This window comes from Isoptericola sp. NPDC056618, assembly GCF_042792715.1.
Taxonomy (GTDB): Bacteria; Actinomycetota; Actinomycetes; order Actinomycetales; family Cellulomonadaceae; genus Isoptericola; species Isoptericola nanjingensis.
Genome location: NZ_JBHTVZ010000002.1, coordinates 203,947 through 222,845 on the forward strand (window position 1 = coordinate 203,947; position 18,899 = coordinate 222,845).

The following is an 18,899-nucleotide window of genomic DNA, read 5'->3' on the forward strand; positions in this document are numbered from 1 at the left end:
GGGCGAAACGCTATACCTCGCGGGGCCCCTCGACATCGCCGCCGGCACCGCTGCCGGCATCGCGCCGGCATCGCGACGGGACGCGCGCGCCCGCGGGGCGCGGCGGGCATAGCATTGCTCGACGTGTCGGACATCGCGGACGCTGCCAAACGGCTCCTCATCGGGCGCCCCATGCGCAGCGAGAACCTGGGGCACACCCTCCTGCCCAAGCGGATCGCCCTGCCGGTCTTCGCCTCCGACGCGCTGTCGTCGGTCGCGTACGCACCGGACGAGATCCTCCTGACCCTGGCGGTCGCCGGCATCGCCGCGACGACGATCTCCCCGTGGGTGGGCCTCGGCGTCGTCGTCGTGCTGCTCGTGGTGGTGTCGTCCTACCGCCAGAACGTGCGCGCCTACCCCTCCGGCGGCGGCGACTACGAGGTGGCGACGACGAACCTCGGGCCGTCGGCCGGCATCGGCGTCGCGTCGGCCCTGCTCGTCGACTACGTCCTCACCGTGGCGGTGTCGATCTCGTCGGGGGCCCAGTACGCGGCCTCCGCCCTGCCGTTCCTCCGCGGCCACGAGGTGCTGTTCGCCGTGGCGGTCGTCGTGATCCTCACCGTGATGAACCTGCGGGGCGTGCGCGAGTCGGGCACGGTCTTCGCGATCCCGACCTACTGCTTCATGGCCCTCGTCGGCCTCCTCGCCGTCGTCGGGGCGATCCGGTTCTTCGCGGGCGACCTGCCGCTGGCGGAGAGCGCGGGCTTCGAGATGACCCCCGAGGCGGGCTTCGACCAGGGGCTCACCGGCCTGGCGGGCGCGTTCCTCCTGGCCCGGGCCTTCGCCTCGGGCTGCGCGGCCCTCACCGGCGTGGAGGCGATCAGCAACGGCGTCCCGGCGTTCCGGAAGCCCAAGTCGCGCAACGCGGCCACCACCCTGGCCCTGCTGGGCGGCATCTCCGCCACGATGATGATCTCGATCCTGCTGCTCGCTCAGGCCACCGGCGTGAAGTACGTGGAGGACGCGCACGAGCAGCTCACCGCCGGCGGGCAGCCGCTGCCGTCCGACTACAACCAGCACCCCGTGCTCAGCCAGCTCGCGGAGGCCGTCTTCCAGGGCTTCACCCCCGCGTTCGTGGCGATCTCGATCGTCACCGGCCTGATCCTCGTGCTCGCGGCGAACACGGCGTTCAACGGGTTCCCGGTGCTGGGCTCGATCCTCGCCAAGGACGGCTTCCTGCCGCGCCAGCTGCACACGCGCGGCGACCGGCTCGCGTTCTCCAACGGGATCATCACGCTCGCCGTCGCGGCGATCGTCCTCATCGTGGCGTTCGACGCGCAGGTCACGCGCCTGATCCAGCTGTACATCGTGGGCGTGTTCGTGTCCTTCACGCTCTCGCAGCTCGGCATGCTGCGGCACTGGACGCGGGCGCTGCGCAAGGAGCCCGACCCCGCCGAGCGCGCCCGCATGCAGCGTTCCCGGATCGTCAACGGCGTCGGCTTCGTGATGACGGCGACGGTGCTCGTCATCGTGCTGGCGACGAAGTTCACGCACGGCGCGTGGATCACCCTGCTGGCGATGGGCGTGCTCTTCGCGCTGATGAAGGCGATCCGCGCCCACTACGCCCGGGTGCGCACCGAGCTCGAGCTCGACGACGTGGCCGGCGCGCGTGCCCTGCCCAGCCGCGTCCACGCGATCGTGCTGGTCTCCAAGATCCACAAGCCGACGATGCGCGCCGTGGCGTACGCGCGGGCGTCGCGCCCGTCGGTGCTCGAGGCGGTGACCGTCGGCGTGGACGCCGAGGAGATCGCGGAGCTGCGCGCGCGGTGGGAGGCGCTGGACCTCCCGGTGCCGCTGCGCGTCCTCGACTCGCCCTTCCGGGAGATCACCCGGCCGGTGCTGAAGTACGTGCGCTCCGTGCGCCGCGACTCGCCCCGCGACCTGGTGGTCGTCTACATCCCCGAGTACGTCGTCGGGCACTGGTGGGAGCAGCTGCTGCACAACCAGTCGGCCCTGCGCCTCAAGGGGCGGCTGCTGTTCACGCCCGGCGTGGTGGTGGCGTCGGTGCCGTGGCAGCTCTCGTCGTCGGCCGGCCAGACCGGGCTGGAGGGGACCTCGCCCCGCGGTCCGCGGTTCTGACCGTGTCCTGACGGGTGTCCCGACCGGTGTCCTGACCGTGTGCCGACCTTGCCGCGCGCGGGGGAGAATGGTGCCCATGCCCCGACCTCGCCGTTCCGCGCCGCGCCCTCGTCCCACCACCCCGGACCCGGAGGTGGGCCGGGAGGTCGAGCTCGAGATCGGCCCCGTCGCGCACGGCGGGCACTGCGTCGCCCGGCTCGACGGCCGCGTCGTCTTCGTGCGCCACACCCTGCCCGGCGAGCGCGTCCGCGCACGCGTCACGGAGACCGGCAGCCGGTTCTGGCGCGCCGACGCGGTCGACGTCCTCGAGGCGTCGCCGGACCGCGTCCCGTCCGCCTGGCCCGAGGCCGGCCCGGGCGGCGTCGGCGGTGGCGAGCTCGCCCACGTGGCGCTGCCCGCGCAGCGCCGCTGGAAGGCCGCCGTCCTCGCCGAGCAGCTGCAGCGGCTCGCGAGGCTCGAGCGCGACGTCGTGGTGGAGGGGGCGCCCGGGGACGACGAGCGCGGCGGGCTCGGCTACCGCACCCGCGTCGACCTCGTGGCCGACGCCGACGGCCGGGCCGGGATGCGACGCTTCCGCTCGCACGACGTGGTGCCGCTCGACGGCATGCCGCTCGCGACCGAGGCGGTCGCGGCGCTCGCGGACGCCGAGGACGTGTGGACCCGCCGCTGGCGCCCGGGCGCCCGCCTCGAGCTGGTGGCACCGGCCGACGGCGCGGACGCCCTGCTCCTGGTCGACGACGTGCCGTCGCGCCGCGGCCGCGCGGACACCCGCCCGAACGCCCGCCGCTCGGTCACCGAGACGGTGCGGGCGGGTGGCGCCGAGCACCGCTACCGCGTGGCGGGCGACGGGTTCTGGCAGGTGCACCGGGCGGCGCCCGACGTGCTCGCGGGCGCCGTGCTCGACGCCGTGCACGCGACGCCGGGCGGCCTCGACGGGGCGACCGTGCTCGACCTCTACTCCGGTGCGGGCCTGTTCACCGTGCCGCTCGCCGCGGCCGTCGGCGGCTCGGGCCGCGTCGTCGCCGTCGAGAGCGACGCCCGCGCCGTGAAGGACGCCCGCCGCAACGCCCACGACCTGCCGCAGGTCGAGCTGCACCTCGGCGCCGTCGACCGCGTCCTGGCCGACGGCGCCGCGACCGGCGCGGACGTGGGTGCCGCGGACGTCGTCGTGCTGGACCCGCCGCGCGCCGGAGCCGGCCGCTCCGTCGTCGACGCGATCGCCGGCCGCGGCCCGCGGCGCGTCGTCTACGTCGCCTGCGACCCCGCGGCGCTCGCCCGCGACGTCGCCTACCTCGCCGAGCACGGGTACGGGCTCACCGACCTGCGCGCGTTCGACCTGTTCCCCATGACGCACCACGTCGAGGCGGTCGCCGTCCTCGACCGCTGACGGGTCAGCACGTTCGATCTCGTCGTCGGGTCAGGCGGCGCGGGCCGTGGTGGAGGCGAAACCGAGCCACGTGTGCCGGTTGCGCCACCAGCACCAGCCGACCTTGGGGGCGCCGCGCCGCTCGCTGCCGTCGCGGCCGGTCCCGTTCGAGATCCACACGGCGGGGGTGCGCGCGTCGTAGGTCCCGTTCGGCCGGCGCAGCCGGGAGCCGATCGTCATGAAGCAGAGGTTCCGGGCGAGGACGTCGGGGGACTGCAGCACCCAGTGGATCCCCTCGGCGAGGGTGAGCGGGCTGCGACCCGCCGCAGCGATCGCCGGCTCCGCCTCCTCGGGCGACCAGCTCGCCATCGCGTCGCCCCGGTCGGGGGCGGCGACCGCGTAGACGTCGGCGTCCGGCACGTCGACGCCGGGCACGGGCACGAAGTCGTCCACGTCCGTCATGTCCACGACGACGAACCCGGCGCGGTCGACGGCTCGGCCGCGGACGGTCGTCGTGCGGCGCAGGTGCCCGGCGAGGGCGGACGGCGGCAGGACGCGTGGGTGGACCACCAGGAGCGACCCCGCCGCGGCGGTGCGCTCCAGCGCGGCGGCGACGTCGCGCAGGGCCGCGGGGGAGAGCGCCTCCGGCGGCACGACGCCCCGGACGAGGAGCAGCTCGGCCTGGGCGGTGAGCGGCGGCAGCGGCGGCGGGCCCGATCGCTCGGCAGCCGGGGCCGGGCCGGCCTGGACGGCGGGGGTCGTGGCGGTGTCGGCGGGGCTCGCGGGCGTGCGCGGCATGGGCGTCCTTCCGGTCGAGGGCAGCTGCACAACGCGCTGGCCACGAGGGTTGTTCCCGTGCGCCGTACGGAAAATCTCCGCGCGCCCCGGGCCGGGACCTGACGCCGAGATATCTTGACGTCAAGATATATGGGCTATGCTGACCAGGTGCCCGGCGTACGCTGGGCGGAGCCCCCCAGAACCACGGCGTCGGAACCGTCGCGCCGCAGCGCGCACGGTGCCCTCGCCGGCCAGCCCCGCAGAAGGAGCCGCAGTGAGCAGCGTGGACACGTTCGGATCGAAGGGAACGCTGGAGGTCGGCGGGAAGGCCTACGAGATCTTCCGCCTCTCCGCCGTCGAGGGCGCCGAGCGCCTCCCGTACTCCCTGAAGATCCTCGCCGAGAACCTCCTGCGCACCGAGGACGGCGCCAACATCACGGCCGACCACGTGCGCGCCCTCGCGTCCTGGGACCCTGACGCCCAGCCCGACACGGAGATCCAGTTCACGCCCGCCCGCGTGATCATGCAGGACTTCACCGGCGTGCCCTGCGTCGTCGACCTCGCCACGATGCGCGAGGCCGTCGCGGAGCTCGGCGGCGACCCGAAGCGGATCAACCCGCTCGCCCCCGCCGAGATGGTCATCGACCACTCCGTGCAGATCGACGTCGCCGGCCGCGCGGACGCCTTCGCCCGCAACGTCGAGTTCGAGTACGAGCGCAACCACGAGCGTTACCAGTTCCTGCGCTGGGGCCAGACGGCGTTCGACGACTTCAAGGTCGTCCCCCCGGGCACCGGCATCGTGCACCAGGTCAACATCGAGTACCTGGCGCGCACGATCATGACCCGCGAGGTGGAGGTCGACGGGCAGAAGGTGCTGCGCGCCTACCCCGACACCTGCGTCGGCACCGACTCGCACACCACGATGGTCAACGGCCTCGGCGTGCTGGGCTGGGGCGTCGGCGGCATCGAGGCCGAGGCGGCCATGCTCGGGCAGCCGGTGTCGATGCTCATCCCGCGCGTCGTCGGCTTCAAGCTGTCGGGCTCCATCCCCGCCGGCGTGACCGCGACCGACGTCGTGCTCACGATCACCCAGATGCTGCGCCAGCACGGCGTGGTCGGGAAGTTCGTCGAGTTCTACGGCGAGGGCGTCGCCCAGGTGCCGCTCGCCAACCGCGCCACGATCGGCAACATGTCGCCGGAGTTCGGCTCCACCGCCGCGATCTTCCCGATCGACGGCGTCACGCTCGACTACCTGCGCCTCACCGGCCGCAGCGAAGAGCAGCTCGCGCTCGTCGAGGCGTACGCCCAGGAGCAGGGCCTCTGGCTCGACCCGAGCTCTGACTCCTACGTGGAGCCGAAGTTCTCGGAGTACCTGGAGCTCGACCTCGGCACCGTCGTGCCCTCGATCGCCGGCCCCAAGCGCCCGCAGGACCGCATCGAGCTGTCCGAGGCCAAGGAGTCGTTCGCCTCGGCGATCCTCGACTACGTCGACCCGCACGAGGCCGCCGCGTTCAGCGGCCTGGACGAGTCGGTCGACGAGACCTTCCCCGCGTCCGACCCGATCGCCGCGAGCGCGCACGACAACCCGTCCGACCAGCCTGTGGCCCCGGGCCACGCGGACTCGGCAAAGCGTCCGCACAAGGTCGTGGACCTCACGCTCGCCGACGGCACGACGACGCAGCTCGACCACGGCCACGTGGTCATCGCGTCGATCACCTCGTGCACCAACACCTCGAACCCGTCGGTCATGCTCGCCGCCGCCCTGCTGGCCAAGAACGCCGTCGCCAAGGGCCTGGCCGCCAAGCCGTGGGTCAAGACGTCGATGGCGCCCGGCTCGCAGGTCGTGACGAACTACTACGAGAAGGCCGGCCTGTGGCCGTACCTCGAGAAGCTCGGCTTCCACCTGGTCGGCTACGGCTGCGCCACGTGCATCGGCAACTCCGGGCCGCTGGCCGACGAGATCTCCGCGTCGGTCAACGAGCACGACCTGTCGGTCGTCTCGGTGCTCTCCGGCAACCGCAACTTCGAGGGCCGCATCAACCCGGACGTCAAGATGAACTACCTGGCGTCCCCGCCGCTGGTCATCGCCTACGCCCTGGCCGGCACGATGGACTTCGACTTCGAGGCCGAGCCGCTGGGTACGGACACCGAGGGCAAGCCGGTGTTCCTCCAGGACATCTGGCCCGCCCCGGAGGAGGTCCAGGCCACGATCGACGCATCGATCGACCGCGACATGTTCACCAAGGACTACGCGGACGTCTTCACCGGTGACGAGCGGTGGCGCGCGCTGGAGACCCCGGAGGGCGACACGTTCTCCTGGGACGGCGAGTCCACCTACGTGCGCAAGCCCCCGTACTTCGAGGGCATGGGCGCCGAGCCGGCGCCGGTCGCCGACATCTCCGGCGCCCGCGTGCTGGCGAAGCTGGGCGACTCGGTCACGACCGACCACATCTCGCCCGCCGGCTCCATCAAGGCGGACAGCCCGGCCGGCAAGTACCTGGCCGAGCACGGCGTGGGCCGTCGTGACTTCAACAGCTACGGCTCGCGCCGCGGCAACCACGAGGTCATGATCCGCGGCACGTTCGCGAACATCCGCCTCAAGAACCAGCTGCTCGACGGCGTCGAGGGCGGCTTCACGTTCAACTTCGTGAAGAACGCCCAGGACACCATCTACGACGCGGCGCAGGACTACGCGGCGCAGGGCACCCCGCTGGTCGTGCTCGGCGGCAAGGAGTACGGCTCCGGCTCGTCGCGCGACTGGGCCGCCAAGGGCACCGCGCTGCTGGGCGTCAAGGCTGTCATCACCGAGTCGTTCGAGCGCATCCACCGCTCCAACCTCATCGGCATGGGCGTGCTGCCGCTGCAGTTCCCGGCCGGCGAGAACGCCGAGTCGCTGGGCCTCGACGGCACCGAGACGTTCGACATCGCGGGCATCACCGCGCTGAACGACGGCGCCACCCCGGAGACCGTGAAGGTCACCGCCGCCAAGGCGGACGGCTCGACCGTCGAGTTCGACGCCGTGGTGCGCATCGACACGCCCGGTGAGGCGGACTACTACCGCAACGGCGGCATCCTGCAGTACGTGCTGCGCTCGCTCGTCGCCTGACGGGCCCCGCACCGACGGCGCCCCGTCCCTCCAGCGCGGAGGGGCGGGGCGCCGTCGTCCGTCACGGCGTGACGGCGGGCAGGGGCGCCGTGACGTGCGCGACGACGGCCGCCACGACCGCCGGGTCGTCGAGCACCCGGTTGTGGCCGAGGCCGCGGGTGGTGAGGAGCGTGCTGCCCGGCGCCGCCGCGTGCAGGAGGGGCGCGCCCGTGGGCAGCGACATGCGGTCGTCGTCGTCCTGGACGAACAGCGTCGCGACGCGCTCCGGGACGGGGTGCGCGACGAGGTCGATCCGGGAGCGGACGTCGCGCACGTCGCCCGGGAACGTGCGCTCGACGTGGTCGCAGAACCGTCCGTGCAGCCCGGCGGGCATCCCGACCAGGCGCAGGAACGACTCCGCGATCGCGTCGAAGCCCGTCATCGCGGCCACCGAGACGAAGCGGTCGACGGGCAGGCCGTCGGCGAGGGAGAGCCCGGCCGCGAGGGCGCCCAGGGAGTGCCCGACGACGGCGGTGAACGGCCCCTCGGCGTCGTGCACGGCGCGGATCGCCGCCATGTGCTCGAGGGCTGACATGCGGCGGCCGCTCGACGCGCCGTGGGCGACGCCGTCGAACGACACGACGCCCAGGCCGGCGGCCTCGAGGGACGTGACGAGCCCCGCGAACCGCGAGGCCCGGCTCTTCCAGCCGTGCACGAGGAGCACGGTGGGCGCCGGGGGGTTCCCCCACCGGTAGGTCACGACGCGCTCGCCGTCGACGAGGACCGCGCCCCGGCGGGCGCGCTCGTGCACGGCGCGGTCGGAGGGGCGGACGTCGGCGGGCGCGCCGACGTGCCAGAACGCCCGGGCGGCGACCCGGACCGCGAGCGGGGGAGCGACGGCGGACAGCGCGCGCAGGCCGGTGCTGACGGGGGCGGGGACGTAGGGCACGACGACCTCCAGGTAAGGGCCACGAGATATCTGTACGAACGTTCGCACAGTAACACTGAACGAACGGTCGTACACTCATCCCGTGAGCACCGAGGCGCCGACCACCCCGACAGTCCGCTCGACCCCCGCCCCGACGGGCGACCCGGGCGACGCGCCGACCGACGGCCGCCGCGTGCGCGGGGACCGGTCGCGCCGCGCCGTCCTCGACCTCGCCGTCCAGGACGCGTCGGTCCGCGGGCTCGAGGCCCTCACGCTCGGCTCGCTGGCCGCGCGGCTGCCGGTCAACAAGAGCGGCATCGCGGGCCTGTTCGGCGGCAAGGAGGGCCTGCAGCTCGCGGCCGTCGAGCACGCCCGGGGCATGTTCGTCGAGGCCGTCGTCGAGCCCGCGCGGGAGGCAGGGCCGGGGCTGGCCCGGTTGTGGTCGCTGGTGCGGTGCTGGGCGGACTACTCCCGCCGCCGGGTGTTCGCGGGCGGCTGCTTCTTCCGCACGGTGGAAGTCGAGTTCGACACGCAGGACGGGGTGGTGCGCGACGCGGTCGTCACGGCCCACCGCGACTGGACGTCCTACCTGCGCCGGCACGCGCAGCTGGCGGTGGAGGCCGGGGAGCTCGCGGCCGGCGCCGACGTCGACCAGCTCGCCTTCGAGATCACCGCGATGCTGAACGCCGCCAACGACGGCTCGCTGCTGCTCGGCGACGACGCCGTCTACGACCGCGCGCTCGCGGCCGTGCGGGGGGCGCTCGTGGCGCGCAGCGCGGACCCGGCGGCCCTCGCCGCGGTCTGATCGTGCCGGTGCGGGTCAGCGCGGCGCCGACGCCGGGTCGCCGCCCTCGCGCGCCCGCAGCCCGTACGTCCCCGCCGTGAGCGTGGCGTAGGACGCGGCGACGATCTCCTCCAGGACGCCGAGGTCCACCTGCGTGAGGTCCTTGAGGTAGAGGCAGCCCACGCCGGTGGTGTGCGGGCCCAGGCGGGCGAGCGCGTCGGCGTGCGCCTCGACGCCGTCGGAGAGGTAGACGACCGACGCCGCCGCCCGCGGGGAGAACCCGGCGGCGGCCGCGTGGCCCGTGCGTCCGCTCGCGTAGGCGTACCGGTACTCGCCGAACCCCACGATCGACGTGCCGAACATCCGCGGGGGCTGCCCGGTGGCGCGCCCCATCAGCGCGAGCAGCGCCTCCGCGTCCCTCCGGCGCGCGGGGCGCGCGACGGCGGCGACGACCGCGCGCGGGTCGGCGTCGGTCCAGGTGGTCTTCTGCGCGTCGCGGGCCATGCCTCGAGTCTGCCGCAGCGATGCCTTCCGCCGCGCCGTCCGCCGCTCAGGCGGCGCCGTCGAGCAGCGACGCGAGGGCGTGCCTGCCGATCGGCACCATGCGGGGGTGCTGCTCGGGGTGCGCGAGCATGTTCGTCGCGTACAGCAGCGACCAGCCCGCGGCGCGCGCCCACGTCGCGTCGTCCCAGCCGCTGCCCCCGTCGGCCAGGGCCTGGATCTCGGCCCGGCAGGCGGCCCGGCCCTGGGCGTCGAAGCACAGCCACAGCGACCCCAGGTCGGAGGCGGGGTCGCCGGACGTCACGTCGCCCCAGTCGACGACGGCGGCCAGCCGGTCCGGCCGCCCGGCCTCGCCGGGGACCACCACGAGGTTCGCGGGGTGCGGGTCGCCGTGCAGCCACACGGGCGGGCCGTCGTGGGCGGGCGCGTCCAGCGCGCGCTCCCAGAGGCGGCGCGCGGCCCCCCGGGCCGCCGCCGGGACCACCGCTAGACGCTCGTCGAGGGCGGCGGGTTCGCGCGCCTCGGCACGCTCACGCAGGGGCACCCCGCGCACCGGGTTCGGCGGCGAATCCTCCGGGGCGGGGGTGTGCACCGCGGCGAGGAGGCGGCCGAGCGTGCGCGCCCAGGCGGTGCGGGCGGCCACGGGCGTCGCTTCCGCGCTCACCCCGTCCGCCCACGGCACGACGTTCCAGGCCCACGGGTAGCCGAGGGCCGTGCTCGGTCGCCCCACCCGGACGGGCACGGGCACGACGACGTCGGGCGCCGCCGCGCGGAGCCGGGCGGCCAGCGCGGGGAGCGCCTGCTGCTCGTGCTCGACGAGGGGCGCGGCCAGGGCGCGCCGTGGCAGCCGCACCGCCAGGTCGTCGCCGAGCCGCACCATGACGTTGTCCCAGCCGTGGGCGACGACCTCCAGCGGGCGGTCGGCCAGGTCGGGGTGCTGCTCGGCCAGCAGCGCGCGGGTCAGGCGGACGTCGACGTCGATCTCGGCGGCAGGCACCCGGGCATCATCCCAGGCGAGGGGGTCGACGACGGCGCGGGCGCGGGTGGCTCAGAGCTCGCGCTCGCGGGCGTGGTCCCACGGCTCGGTCCACCCGAGGCGGTCGAACGCCGCGTCGAGGATGCCCGCGGTGAACCCCCACACCAGGTGCGGCACTCCCGCGCCGTCGAGCACCTCGAACCCTGGCCCGCGCCAGGTGCGCCCGGCGCGCCGCAGGACGGTCGTGACGCGGTGGTCGGGGTCGAGCAGGTCGGCCACCGGCGCGCGGAAGACGTGCGCCGACTCCGCGACGTCCACCACGCGTACGGGGGTGGGGCGCGCCCACCAGCCGAGCACCGGCGTCACGAGGTGGTTGCTCACCGGAATCGGGAGCTGGGCGAGCGTGCCGAGCACCTCGACGCCGGTCGTGTCGAGGCCCGTCTCCTCGACGGCCTCGCGCAGGGCCGCGTCGACGGGCGTCTCGCCGTCCTCGGCCCGGCCGCCGGGGAACGCGACCTGCCCGGCGTGCGAGCGCAGCGTCGCCGCGCGCTCCAGGAGCAGCACGTCGAGGTCCTGCGCGACGGCGAGCGCCTGGGCGTCGTGGTCGGCGGCGAGGTCGTCCAGCACCCCGAAGAGCACGAGGACGGCCGCGGGGCGCGCGGACGCGGCGTCCAGGTCACCCCGCGCCAGCCCCCAGTCGGCCAGGAAGGACCCGTCCGCCGCCAGGGCGGCGAGCTGCGCGCGGGCCGCGTGCCCGCCGGCTCCCGGAGTCCCCGGGGAGGTCCCCGCGCTCGGTCCCGAGCTCACCGCCGGGTCACCAGCTCGTCGCGACCGGCATGCCCTCGGCGTAACCGGCGGCGGACTGCACGCCGACCAGCGCGCGCTCGTGGAACTCCCCGAGCGTGCGTGCCCCGGCGTAGGTGCAGCTGGAGCGCAGGCCCGAGGTGATCTCGTCGAGCAGGTCCTCGACGCCCGGGCGCAGGGGGTCGACGTACATCTTCCCGGTGGAGATGCCCTCCTCGTAGAGGGCCTTGCGCGCGCGGCCGAAGGCGGTGCCCGCCCCGGCGGTGCGCGCCGCCACGGCCCGCGCGGACGCCATGCCGAACGAGTCCTTGTACAGGCGGCCCGTGCCGTCGTCGTGCAGGTCGCCGGGCGACTCGTACGTGCCGGCGAACCACGAGCCGACCATCACCTGCGACGCGCCGGCGGCCAGCGCCAGCGCGACGTCGCGGGGGTGGCGCACGCCGCCGTCGGCCCACACGTGCTTGCCGAGCTCGCGCGCGGCGGCCGCGCACTCGAGCACGGCGGAGAACTGCGGGCGGCCCACGGCGGTCTGCATGCGCGTGGTGCACATCGCGCCCGGCCCGACGCCGACCTTGAGGATGTCGGCGCCCGCGGCGACGAGGTCGCGCACGCCGGCGGCGGTCACGACGTTGCCGGCCACGACCGGCACCTGCGGGTCGACGGAGCGCACGGCCTCGAGGGCCTGCAGCATCTTCGACTGGTGACCGTGCGCGGTGTCGACGACCAGCACGTCCACGCCCGCGTCGAGCAGCTCGCGGGTCTTGGCGGCCACGTCGCCGTTGATGCCGACGGCCGCGCCGATCCGCAGCCGGCCGGCGGCGTCGAGCGCGGGCCGGTACACGGACGAGCGCACGGCGCCCTTGCGGGTGAGGACGCCCGCGAGGACGCCGTCGCGCACGACGGGCGCGAGGTGGATCTTGGCGGCGTGCATGCGCTCGAACGTGGCCTCGAGCCCCTCGGCGTCGATCGCCGCGGCATCGAGCGCGACGACGTCGTCCGACATCACCTGGTGCACCTGGGCGAACCGGTCGACGGCGGCGCAGTCACCCTCCGTGACGACGCCCACGGGCTTCCCGTCGGCCACCACGACCGCCGCGCCGTGCGCGCGCTTGCCCAGCAGCGTCAGCACCGTGGAGACGGTGTCCGTGGGCGCCACGACGACGGGCGTCTCGATGACCGGGTCCTTCGACTTCACGTCGGCCACGACGTCGGCGACGACGTCGACCGGGATGTCCTGCGGGATGATCGCGATGCCGCCGCGGCGGGCGACCGTCTCGGACATCCGGCGGCCCGCGACGGCCGTCATGTTCGCCACGACGACCGGGATCGTCGTCCCCGTGCCGTCGTCGGTGGAGAGGTCGACGTCGAAGCGGCTGGTCACGTCCGAGCGGGACGGGACCATGAAGACGTCGCCGTAGGTGAGGTCGGTGGTGGGCTGCTGCCCATCGAGAAAGCGCACAGGTGTCCCCTGAGAGATGTGTCGGGAGAGGACGAGCTTCCTGGGTCGTCCCTCTGCCGAACGCTCGCCGGCGGTCACGTGTTCCCGTCGGCAGGGTCGAAACTACCCTCTCGCTCGCCCGCACGTGGCGGAGCGCCGTCCGCGGGACGTCCCGGACCACGGGGCGGGACCGCCTAGAGTGGTGTGGTTATGAACGGGGAGGAACGCATGAGCCTGCTGAGCAGCATCGGCTCGCCCGAGGACGTCCGCCGGCTCTCGCCGGAGCAGACGACGCAGCTCGCGGCGGAGATCCGGGCCTTCCTGGTCGACCAGGTGTCGCGCACCGGCGGTCACCTCGGGCCGAACCTGGGCGTCGTCGAGCTGACGATCGCGCTGCACCGCGTCTTCGCGTCCCCGCGGGACACCCTGGTGTTCGACACGGGCCACCAGGCGTACGTGCACAAGCTCCTCACGGGCCGGCAGGACTTCTCCGCGCTGCGCAAGGCGGGCGGCATGTCCGGCTACCCCTCGCGCGCCGAGTCCGAGCACGACGTCGTCGAGAACTCGCACGCCTCCACCGCGCTGTCGTGGGCCGACGGCGTGGCCAAGGCCAACGCCGTGCAGGGGCACCCGGAGCGGCACGTCGCCGCCGTCATCGGCGACGGCGCGCTCACGGGCGGCATGGCCTGGGAGGCGCTGAACAACATCGCGGCGTCGCAGGACCGCCGGCTCGTCATCGTCGTCAACGACAACGGGCGCTCCTACTCGCCGACGATCGGCGGCGTGGCCAACCACCTCGACACCCTGCGGACCACCCGCGGCTACGAGGCGTTCCTGTCGTGGGGCAAGCGCACCCTGCACCGCACGGGCGCGCCCGGCCGCTTCGCGTACGACTGGCTGCACGGGCTGAAGAAGGGCATCAAGGACGTCGTCGCGCCGCAGGGCATGTTCGAGGACCTCGGCCTGAAGTACGTCGGCCCGGTCGACGGGCACGACGTCGCGGCGATGGAGCAGGCGCTGCGCCGGGCCAAGGCCTACGGCGGGCCCGTGATCGTGCACGCCATCACCGAGAAGGGGCGCGGCTACACCCCGGCCGAGCAGGACGTCGCCGACCGCTTCCACGCCGTCGGTCAGATCCACCCCGAGACCGGCCTGCCCGTCGCGCCGTCGCGGTTCGGCTGGACCAAGGTCTTCGCCGACGAGATCGTGAAGATCGGCCGCGACCGGCCGGACGTCGTCGCCATCACCGCGGCGATGCTGCACCCGGTGGGCCTGGCGCCGTTCGCGCAGGAGTTCCCGGACCGCACCTTCGACGTCGGCATCGCCGAGCAGCACGCCGCGACCTCGGCGGCCGGCATGGCCTTCGCCGGGCTGCACCCGGTGGTCGCCGTCTACGCCACGTTCCTCAACCGCGCCTTCGACCAGGTGCTCATGGACGCCGCGCTCCACCGGGCGGGCGTGACGTTCGTGCTCGACCGGGCCGGCGTCACCGGCGACGACGGGGCCAGCCACAACGGGATGTGGGACATGGCGATGCTGCGCATCGTCCCCGGGCTGCGGCTCGCCGCCCCCCGCGACGAGCCCACCCTCCGCGCGGCCCTGCGCGCGGCGGTGGACGTCGACGACGCGCCGACCGTGGTGCGCTACCCCAAGGGCGCGCTCGCCGACGCGATCCCGGCGCTCGAGGAGCTCGACGGCGTCGACGTCGTCGCCCGCCACGTGCCGGGTGGCGGCAGCGCGGGCGACGGGCGCAAGGTGCTCGTCGTGGGTGTCGGGTCGATGGTCGGCACGGCGCTCGCGGCGGGCGAGTCCCTGGCCGCGCACGGCCTGGCGGTCGACGTCGTCGCGCCGACGTGGGTGCTGCCGGTGCCCGAGGCGCTGGTCAAGCTCGCCGGCGAGCACGATCTCGTGCTGACGATCGAGGACGGCGTCGTCGACGGCGGCGTCGGAGCCATGACCGCCCAGCGGGCGGGGGAGCAGGGCGTGCGCACGCCGTTCGTGCACGTCGGCCTGCCGGTCGCGTTCCTCGACCACGCCAGCCGCGACCAGATCATCGGCCAGCAGCGGATGCGGGCCGAGGACGCCGTACGCGACGCGCTCGCGGCGCTCGCGCGCGACTGACGCGAGACGGGCGCCGCCCGGCGCCCGGCGCCCGCTAGCCTCACGGTCATGATCTGGCTGCTCGACCTCGACAACACGCTGGTGCGCCGGGCGGAGGCGTTCGCGTCGTGGGCGACCGGGGAGGTCGAGGTCGTGGGCGGGTCCACGGGCGACCTCGCCGCGATCCTCACGGCCGACGAGGGCGGGCACGGCTCCAAGGCGGCCCTCGCCCGCGTGCTGATCGACCGCCTCGGCTGGGACGACGACGTGCCCGCCGCGATCGAGCGCTTCCGCGCGGGGATCCTCGAGGGCGTGCGCCCGTACGACGGCGTCGTCTCCTCGCTCGACGCGCTGCGCGGGGCCGGGGGCCGGGTGGCCGTCGTGACCAACGGGACGTCGGCCCAGCAGCGCGGCAAGATCGCGCGCTGCGGCCTCGGCGACCACGTCGACGCGGTCGTGGTGTCCGAGGAGGAGGGCGTCGCGAAGCCCGACCCGCGCCTGCTCGAGATCGCCCTGGACCGGCTGGGCGCGGCCGACGTCGACCGGCAGCAGGTGTGGATGGTCGGCGACGCCGGCCACGCCGACGTCGCGGCCGGGCGCGCGGCGGGCACACGGACCGCCTGGGTCTCCCACGGCCGGTCGTGGGACGGGCCGGACCGGCCCGACGTCGTCGCGCCGACGACCCGCGAGGCCCTTGCGCTCGCGGCGTCCCCCTCCGGCGTCGTCCTGGACTGACCTTCCAGCAAGCGATCCGTCGCGGGAACGATCGGGATCCCGCGGCAGATCGCTTGCTGGAAGGTGTCTGCGACGTCACAGCGCCTCGGCATCGCTTGTGAAGGCATTCACGAATAGGCTGTGGTCATACCTCAGAAGGAGGGGGCTCCCTATGACCACCGACGCGGCACCCACCACGACCACCGCCTGGACGGGCTTCACCCCGGGACCCTGGTGCGACGGCATCGACGTCCGCGACTTCATCCAGCGCAACTACACCCCGTACACGGGCGACGACGGGTTCCTCGAGGGGCCGACGGCGCGCACCACCGCGGTGTGGGAGCAGCTCTCGGCGATGTTCCCGGCCGAGCGCGAGAAGGGTGTCTACGACGTCGACCCGCACACGCCGGCGGGCATCACCGCGCACGGGCCGGGCTACATCGACCGGGACGCGGAGCTGATCGTCGGCCTGCAGACCGACGCCCCCCTCAAGCGCGCGATCATGCCGAACGGCGGCTGGCGCATGGTCGAGGGCGCGCTGAAGACCTACGGCTACCCGGTGGACGAGAACCTCAAGAAGGTCTTCTCCGAGTACCGCAAGACGCACAACCAGGGCGTCTTCGACGTCTACCCGCCGAACGTCCGCGCCGCCCGCAGCTCGCACGTCATCACCGGCCTGCCGGACGCCTACGGACGCGGCCGCATCATCGGCGACTACCGCCGCGTGGCCCTGTACGGCGTCGACCAGCTGGTCGCGGCGAAGAAGGTCGACAAGCTCGGCCTCGACGTCCGGCCGTTCAGCGAGTCCGTCGTGCGCGAGCGCGAGGAGCACGCGGAGCAGATCCGCGCGCTCGGGGAGCTCAAGGAGATGGCCGCGTCGTACGGGTACGACATCTCGGGCCCGGCGACGACGGCGCGCGAGGCCGTGCAGTGGCTCTACTTCGGCTACCTCGCCGCGGTGAAGGAGCAGAACGGCGCCGCGATGTCGCTCGGCCGCACGTCTACCTTCCTCGACGTCTACATCGAGCGCGACCTGGACGCGGGGCGGCTCACCGAGCCCGAGGCGCAGGAGATCGTCGACGACTTCGTCATCAAGCTGCGGATCGTGCGCTTCCTGCGCACCCCCGAGTACGACGCGCTGTTCTCCGGCGACCCGACCTGGGTCACCGAGACCATCGGCGGGATGGGCGAGGACGGTCGGCCCCTCGTCACGAAGAACTCGTTCCGCTTCCTGCAGACCCTGTACAACCTGGGCCCCGCGCCCGAGCCGAACATGACGGTGTTCTGGAGCCCTCGGCTGCCCGAGGGGTTCAAGGAGTTCTGCGCCAAGGTGTCGATCGACACCTCCGCGGTGCAGTACGAGTCGGACGAGCAGATCCGCCCCGCGTGGGGCGACGACGCCGCCATCGCGTGCTGCGTCTCGCCGATGGCGGTCGGCAAGCAGATGCAGTTCTTCGGCGCCCGCGTGAACCTCGCCAAGGCGCTGCTGTACGCGATCAACGGCGGCAGGGACGAGGTCACCGGGAAGCAGGTCTCGCCGGCGTTCCCCGCCGTCGCGCCGGGGCTGCCGCTGGACTACGACGACGTGCGTGCCCGCTTCGACCGCACCATGGACTGGCTCGCCGAGACGTACGTCGAGGCGCTGAACTGCATCCACTGGTCGCACGACAAGTACGCGTACGAGCGGCTCGAGATGGCCCTGCACGACAAGGACGTGCTGCGCACCATGGCCTGCGGCATCGCCGGCCTGTCGGTCGCGGCGGACTCCCTGTCGGCCATCCGGTACGCCACCGTCACCCCGGTGACCGACGAGCGCGGCATCGTCGTCGACTACGAGACTGAGGGCGACTGGCCCGCCTACGGCAACGACGACGACCGCGTCGACGCCATCGCCGTCGAGCTGGTCGAGTCGTTCATGGCGAAGATCCGCAGCCACCGGATGTACCGCGACGCGGTGCCCACGCAGTCGGTGCTGACGATCACGTCCAACGTGGTCTACGGCAAGGCGACCGGGAACACCCCGGACGGCCGCCGCGCGGGCGAGCCCTTCTCGCCCGGCGCGAACCCGATGAACGGCCGCGACACGCACGGCATGCTCGCCTCGGCGCTGTCCGTCGCGAAGCTGCCCTACGACCAGGCGCAGGACGGGATCTCGCTGACCAACACCGTCGTGCCCTCCGGCCTCGGCCGCACCCGCGAGGAGCAGGTCGCGAACCTCGCCGGCCTGCTCGACGCCTCGGTGGGCGCCGACGGCTACCACATGAACGTCAACGTCCTCGTGCGCGAGACGCTCCAGGACGCGATGGAGCACCCGGAGAAGTACCCGCAGCTCACGATCCGCGTCTCCGGCTACGCGGTGAACTTCGTGCGGCTGACCCGCGAGCAGCAGCTGGACGTGCTGTCGCGCACCTTCCACGGGGGGCTCTGACCATGACTGCCGGCCCGGCGTTGCTGGACGCCCCCTCCCGGCGCCGGGCCGGCGCCGGCCTGCGGGGGATCGAGACCGTGGACACCGAGGAGGTGGGCCGCTCCGACCGCCTGGCGCTGATGCGCTCGGGGGAGCTCGGCTCGGTGCACTCCTGGGAGCTCGTGACCGCCGTGGACGGCCCGGGGACGCGGCTGACGGTGTTCCTCAGCGGCTGCCCGCTGCGCTGCCTGTACTGCCACAACCCCGACACCCTGGCGATGAAGGACGGCGAGCCCGTCCTCGCCGAGGACCTGCTGGCCCGCGTGGCGCGCTACCGCGGCATCTTCTCCGCGACAGGCGGCGGCCTCACGCTCTCGGGCGGCGAGGTGCTCATGCAGCCCGCGTTCGCCGCGCGGGTCCTGCGCGGCGCGAAGGAGCTCGGGGTGCACACGACCCTCGACACCTCGGGCTTCCTCGGCGCCAACGCGACCGACGCGATTCTCGACGACACGGACCTGGTGCTGCTCGACATCAAGGCGGGCGACGAGGAGACATACCGGCGCGTGACGGGGCGCTCCCTGGCGCCCACGCTCCGCTTCGGGCGCCGCCTCGCCGAGCGCGGCGTCAAGGTCTGGGTGCGGTTCGTCCTCGTGCCCGGCCTCACCGACGACCCGGAGAACGTCGCCGCCGTCGCCCGGCACGCGGCGGAGATCGAGACCGTGCGCCCTGGCACGGTCGAGCGCGTCGAGGTGCTGCCGTTCCACCAGATGGCCCGCGACAAGTGGGCCGAGCTCGGGCGCACCTACGAGCTCGACGGCACCGAGCCGCCGACGCCGGAGGCGACCGAGGACGTGCGCGACGTCTTCCGCGCCCACGGGCTGACGACGTACTGAGTCGCTAG

At 73.9% G+C, this 18,899-nt stretch carries 14 protein-coding genes; 8 read left to right on the forward strand and 6 right to left on the reverse strand.

The window, feature by feature from the left end; translation table 11 throughout:
- Positions 1-123: 123 nt before the first annotated feature.
- Positions 124-2,118, forward strand: a complete 1,995-nt coding sequence (locus ACFQ8T_RS04005; protein WP_430545267.1) for an APC family permease — start codon at positions 124-126, stop codon at positions 2,116-2,118.
- A gap of 76 nt (positions 2,119-2,194) precedes the next feature.
- Complete coding sequence (locus ACFQ8T_RS04010) at positions 2,195-3,505, forward strand: class I SAM-dependent RNA methyltransferase (RefSeq protein WP_430545268.1); 1,311 nt, start codon at positions 2,195-2,197, stop codon at positions 3,503-3,505.
- A gap of 30 nt (positions 3,506-3,535) precedes the next feature.
- On the opposite strand, the gene ACFQ8T_RS04015 is transcribed toward ACFQ8T_RS04010, so the two are convergent.
- Positions 3,536-4,282, reverse strand: a complete 747-nt coding sequence (locus ACFQ8T_RS04015) for a DUF5701 family protein (RefSeq protein WP_430545269.1) — start codon at positions 4,280-4,282, stop codon at positions 3,536-3,538.
- Positions 4,283-4,535: 253 nt separating this feature from the next.
- Between ACFQ8T_RS04015 and ACFQ8T_RS04020 the strand changes: the two genes are divergently transcribed.
- Positions 4,536-7,367, forward strand: a complete 2,832-nt coding sequence (locus ACFQ8T_RS04020) for an aconitate hydratase (protein WP_430545270.1) — start codon at positions 4,536-4,538, stop codon at positions 7,365-7,367.
- A 61-nt stretch (positions 7,368-7,428) separates the two neighbouring features.
- On the opposite strand, the gene ACFQ8T_RS04025 is transcribed toward ACFQ8T_RS04020, so the two are convergent.
- Positions 7,429-8,295 (reverse strand): alpha/beta fold hydrolase, encoded by an 867-nt coding sequence (locus tag ACFQ8T_RS04025; protein WP_430545271.1) that lies wholly within the window; start codon positions 8,293-8,295, stop codon positions 7,429-7,431.
- An 82-nt stretch (positions 8,296-8,377) separates the two neighbouring features.
- Here ACFQ8T_RS04025 and ACFQ8T_RS04030 point away from each other — a divergent pair, with 82 nt between their 5' ends.
- A complete protein-coding gene (locus ACFQ8T_RS04030; RefSeq protein ID WP_430545272.1) occupies positions 8,378-9,079 on the forward strand; it encodes a TetR/AcrR family transcriptional regulator in 702 nt (233 codons plus the stop codon).
- Positions 9,080-9,094: 15 nt separating this feature from the next.
- On the opposite strand, the gene ACFQ8T_RS04035 is transcribed toward ACFQ8T_RS04030, so the two are convergent.
- The 4 genes from ACFQ8T_RS04035 to ACFQ8T_RS04050 are packed head-to-tail and all read right to left on the reverse strand — an operon-like array spanning position 9,095 to position 12,798.
- Positions 9,095-9,562, reverse strand: coding sequence for a DUF1801 domain-containing protein (locus tag ACFQ8T_RS04035; RefSeq protein ID WP_430545273.1), 468 nt, complete (start codon positions 9,560-9,562; stop codon positions 9,095-9,097).
- A gap of 46 nt (positions 9,563-9,608) precedes the next feature.
- Positions 9,609-10,556, reverse strand: coding sequence for an aminoglycoside phosphotransferase family protein (locus ACFQ8T_RS04040; protein WP_430545274.1), 948 nt, complete (start codon positions 10,554-10,556; stop codon positions 9,609-9,611).
- 51 nt (positions 10,557-10,607) lie between these two features.
- Positions 10,608-11,342 (reverse strand): NUDIX hydrolase, encoded by a 735-nt coding sequence (locus tag ACFQ8T_RS04045; protein WP_430545275.1) that lies wholly within the window; start codon positions 11,340-11,342, stop codon positions 10,608-10,610.
- A 7-nt stretch (positions 11,343-11,349) separates the two neighbouring features.
- A complete protein-coding gene (locus tag ACFQ8T_RS04050; RefSeq protein ID WP_429763721.1) occupies positions 11,350-12,798 on the reverse strand; it encodes a GuaB1 family IMP dehydrogenase-related protein in 1,449 nt (482 codons plus the stop codon).
- A gap of 207 nt (positions 12,799-13,005) precedes the next feature.
- Here ACFQ8T_RS04050 and dxs point away from each other — a divergent pair, with 207 nt between their 5' ends.
- The 4 genes from dxs (at position 13,006) to pflA (ending at position 18,891) form a co-directional block, all read left to right on the forward strand.
- On the forward strand, positions 13,006-14,898 hold the full coding sequence (gene dxs / locus ACFQ8T_RS04055; protein ID WP_430545276.1) for a 1-deoxy-D-xylulose-5-phosphate synthase: 1,893 nt from the start codon (positions 13,006-13,008) through the stop codon (positions 14,896-14,898).
- A gap of 48 nt (positions 14,899-14,946) precedes the next feature.
- Complete coding sequence (locus tag ACFQ8T_RS04060; protein ID WP_430545277.1) at positions 14,947-15,612, forward strand: HAD family hydrolase; 666 nt, start codon at positions 14,947-14,949, stop codon at positions 15,610-15,612.
- Positions 15,613-15,763: 151 nt separating this feature from the next.
- Positions 15,764-18,019 (forward strand): formate C-acetyltransferase, encoded by a 2,256-nt coding sequence (gene pflB, locus ACFQ8T_RS04065; RefSeq protein ID WP_430545278.1) that lies wholly within the window; start codon positions 15,764-15,766, stop codon positions 18,017-18,019.
- Positions 18,020-18,021: 2 nt separating this feature from the next.
- A complete protein-coding gene (gene pflA / locus ACFQ8T_RS04070) occupies positions 18,022-18,891 on the forward strand; it encodes a pyruvate formate-lyase-activating protein (protein WP_430545279.1) in 870 nt (289 codons plus the stop codon).
- The last annotated feature ends 8 nt before the right edge of the window (positions 18,892-18,899 follow it).

What these genes read in the sequence shown, in the direction of transcription:
- ACFQ8T_RS04010 (WP_430545268.1), top strand. Translation starts at nt 2,195, where the DNA reads ATGCCCCGACCTCGCCGTTCCGCGCCGCGCCCTCGTCCCACCACCCCG.
- ACFQ8T_RS04015 (WP_430545269.1), bottom strand. Translation starts at nt 4,282, where the DNA reads ATGCCGCGCACGCCCGCGAGCCCCGCCGACACCGCCACGACCCCCGCC.
- ACFQ8T_RS04035 (WP_430545273.1), bottom strand. Translation starts at nt 9,562, where the DNA reads ATGGCCCGCGACGCGCAGAAGACCACCTGGACCGACGCCGACCCGCGC.
- dxs (WP_430545276.1), top strand. Translation starts at nt 13,006, where the DNA reads ATGAGCCTGCTGAGCAGCATCGGCTCGCCCGAGGACGTCCGCCGGCTC.
- ACFQ8T_RS04060 (WP_430545277.1), top strand. Translation starts at nt 14,947, where the DNA reads ATGATCTGGCTGCTCGACCTCGACAACACGCTGGTGCGCCGGGCGGAG.
- pflB (WP_430545278.1), top strand. Translation starts at nt 15,764, where the DNA reads ATGACCACCGACGCGGCACCCACCACGACCACCGCCTGGACGGGCTTC.
- pflA (WP_430545279.1), top strand. Translation starts at nt 18,022, where the DNA reads ATGACTGCCGGCCCGGCGTTGCTGGACGCCCCCTCCCGGCGCCGGGCC.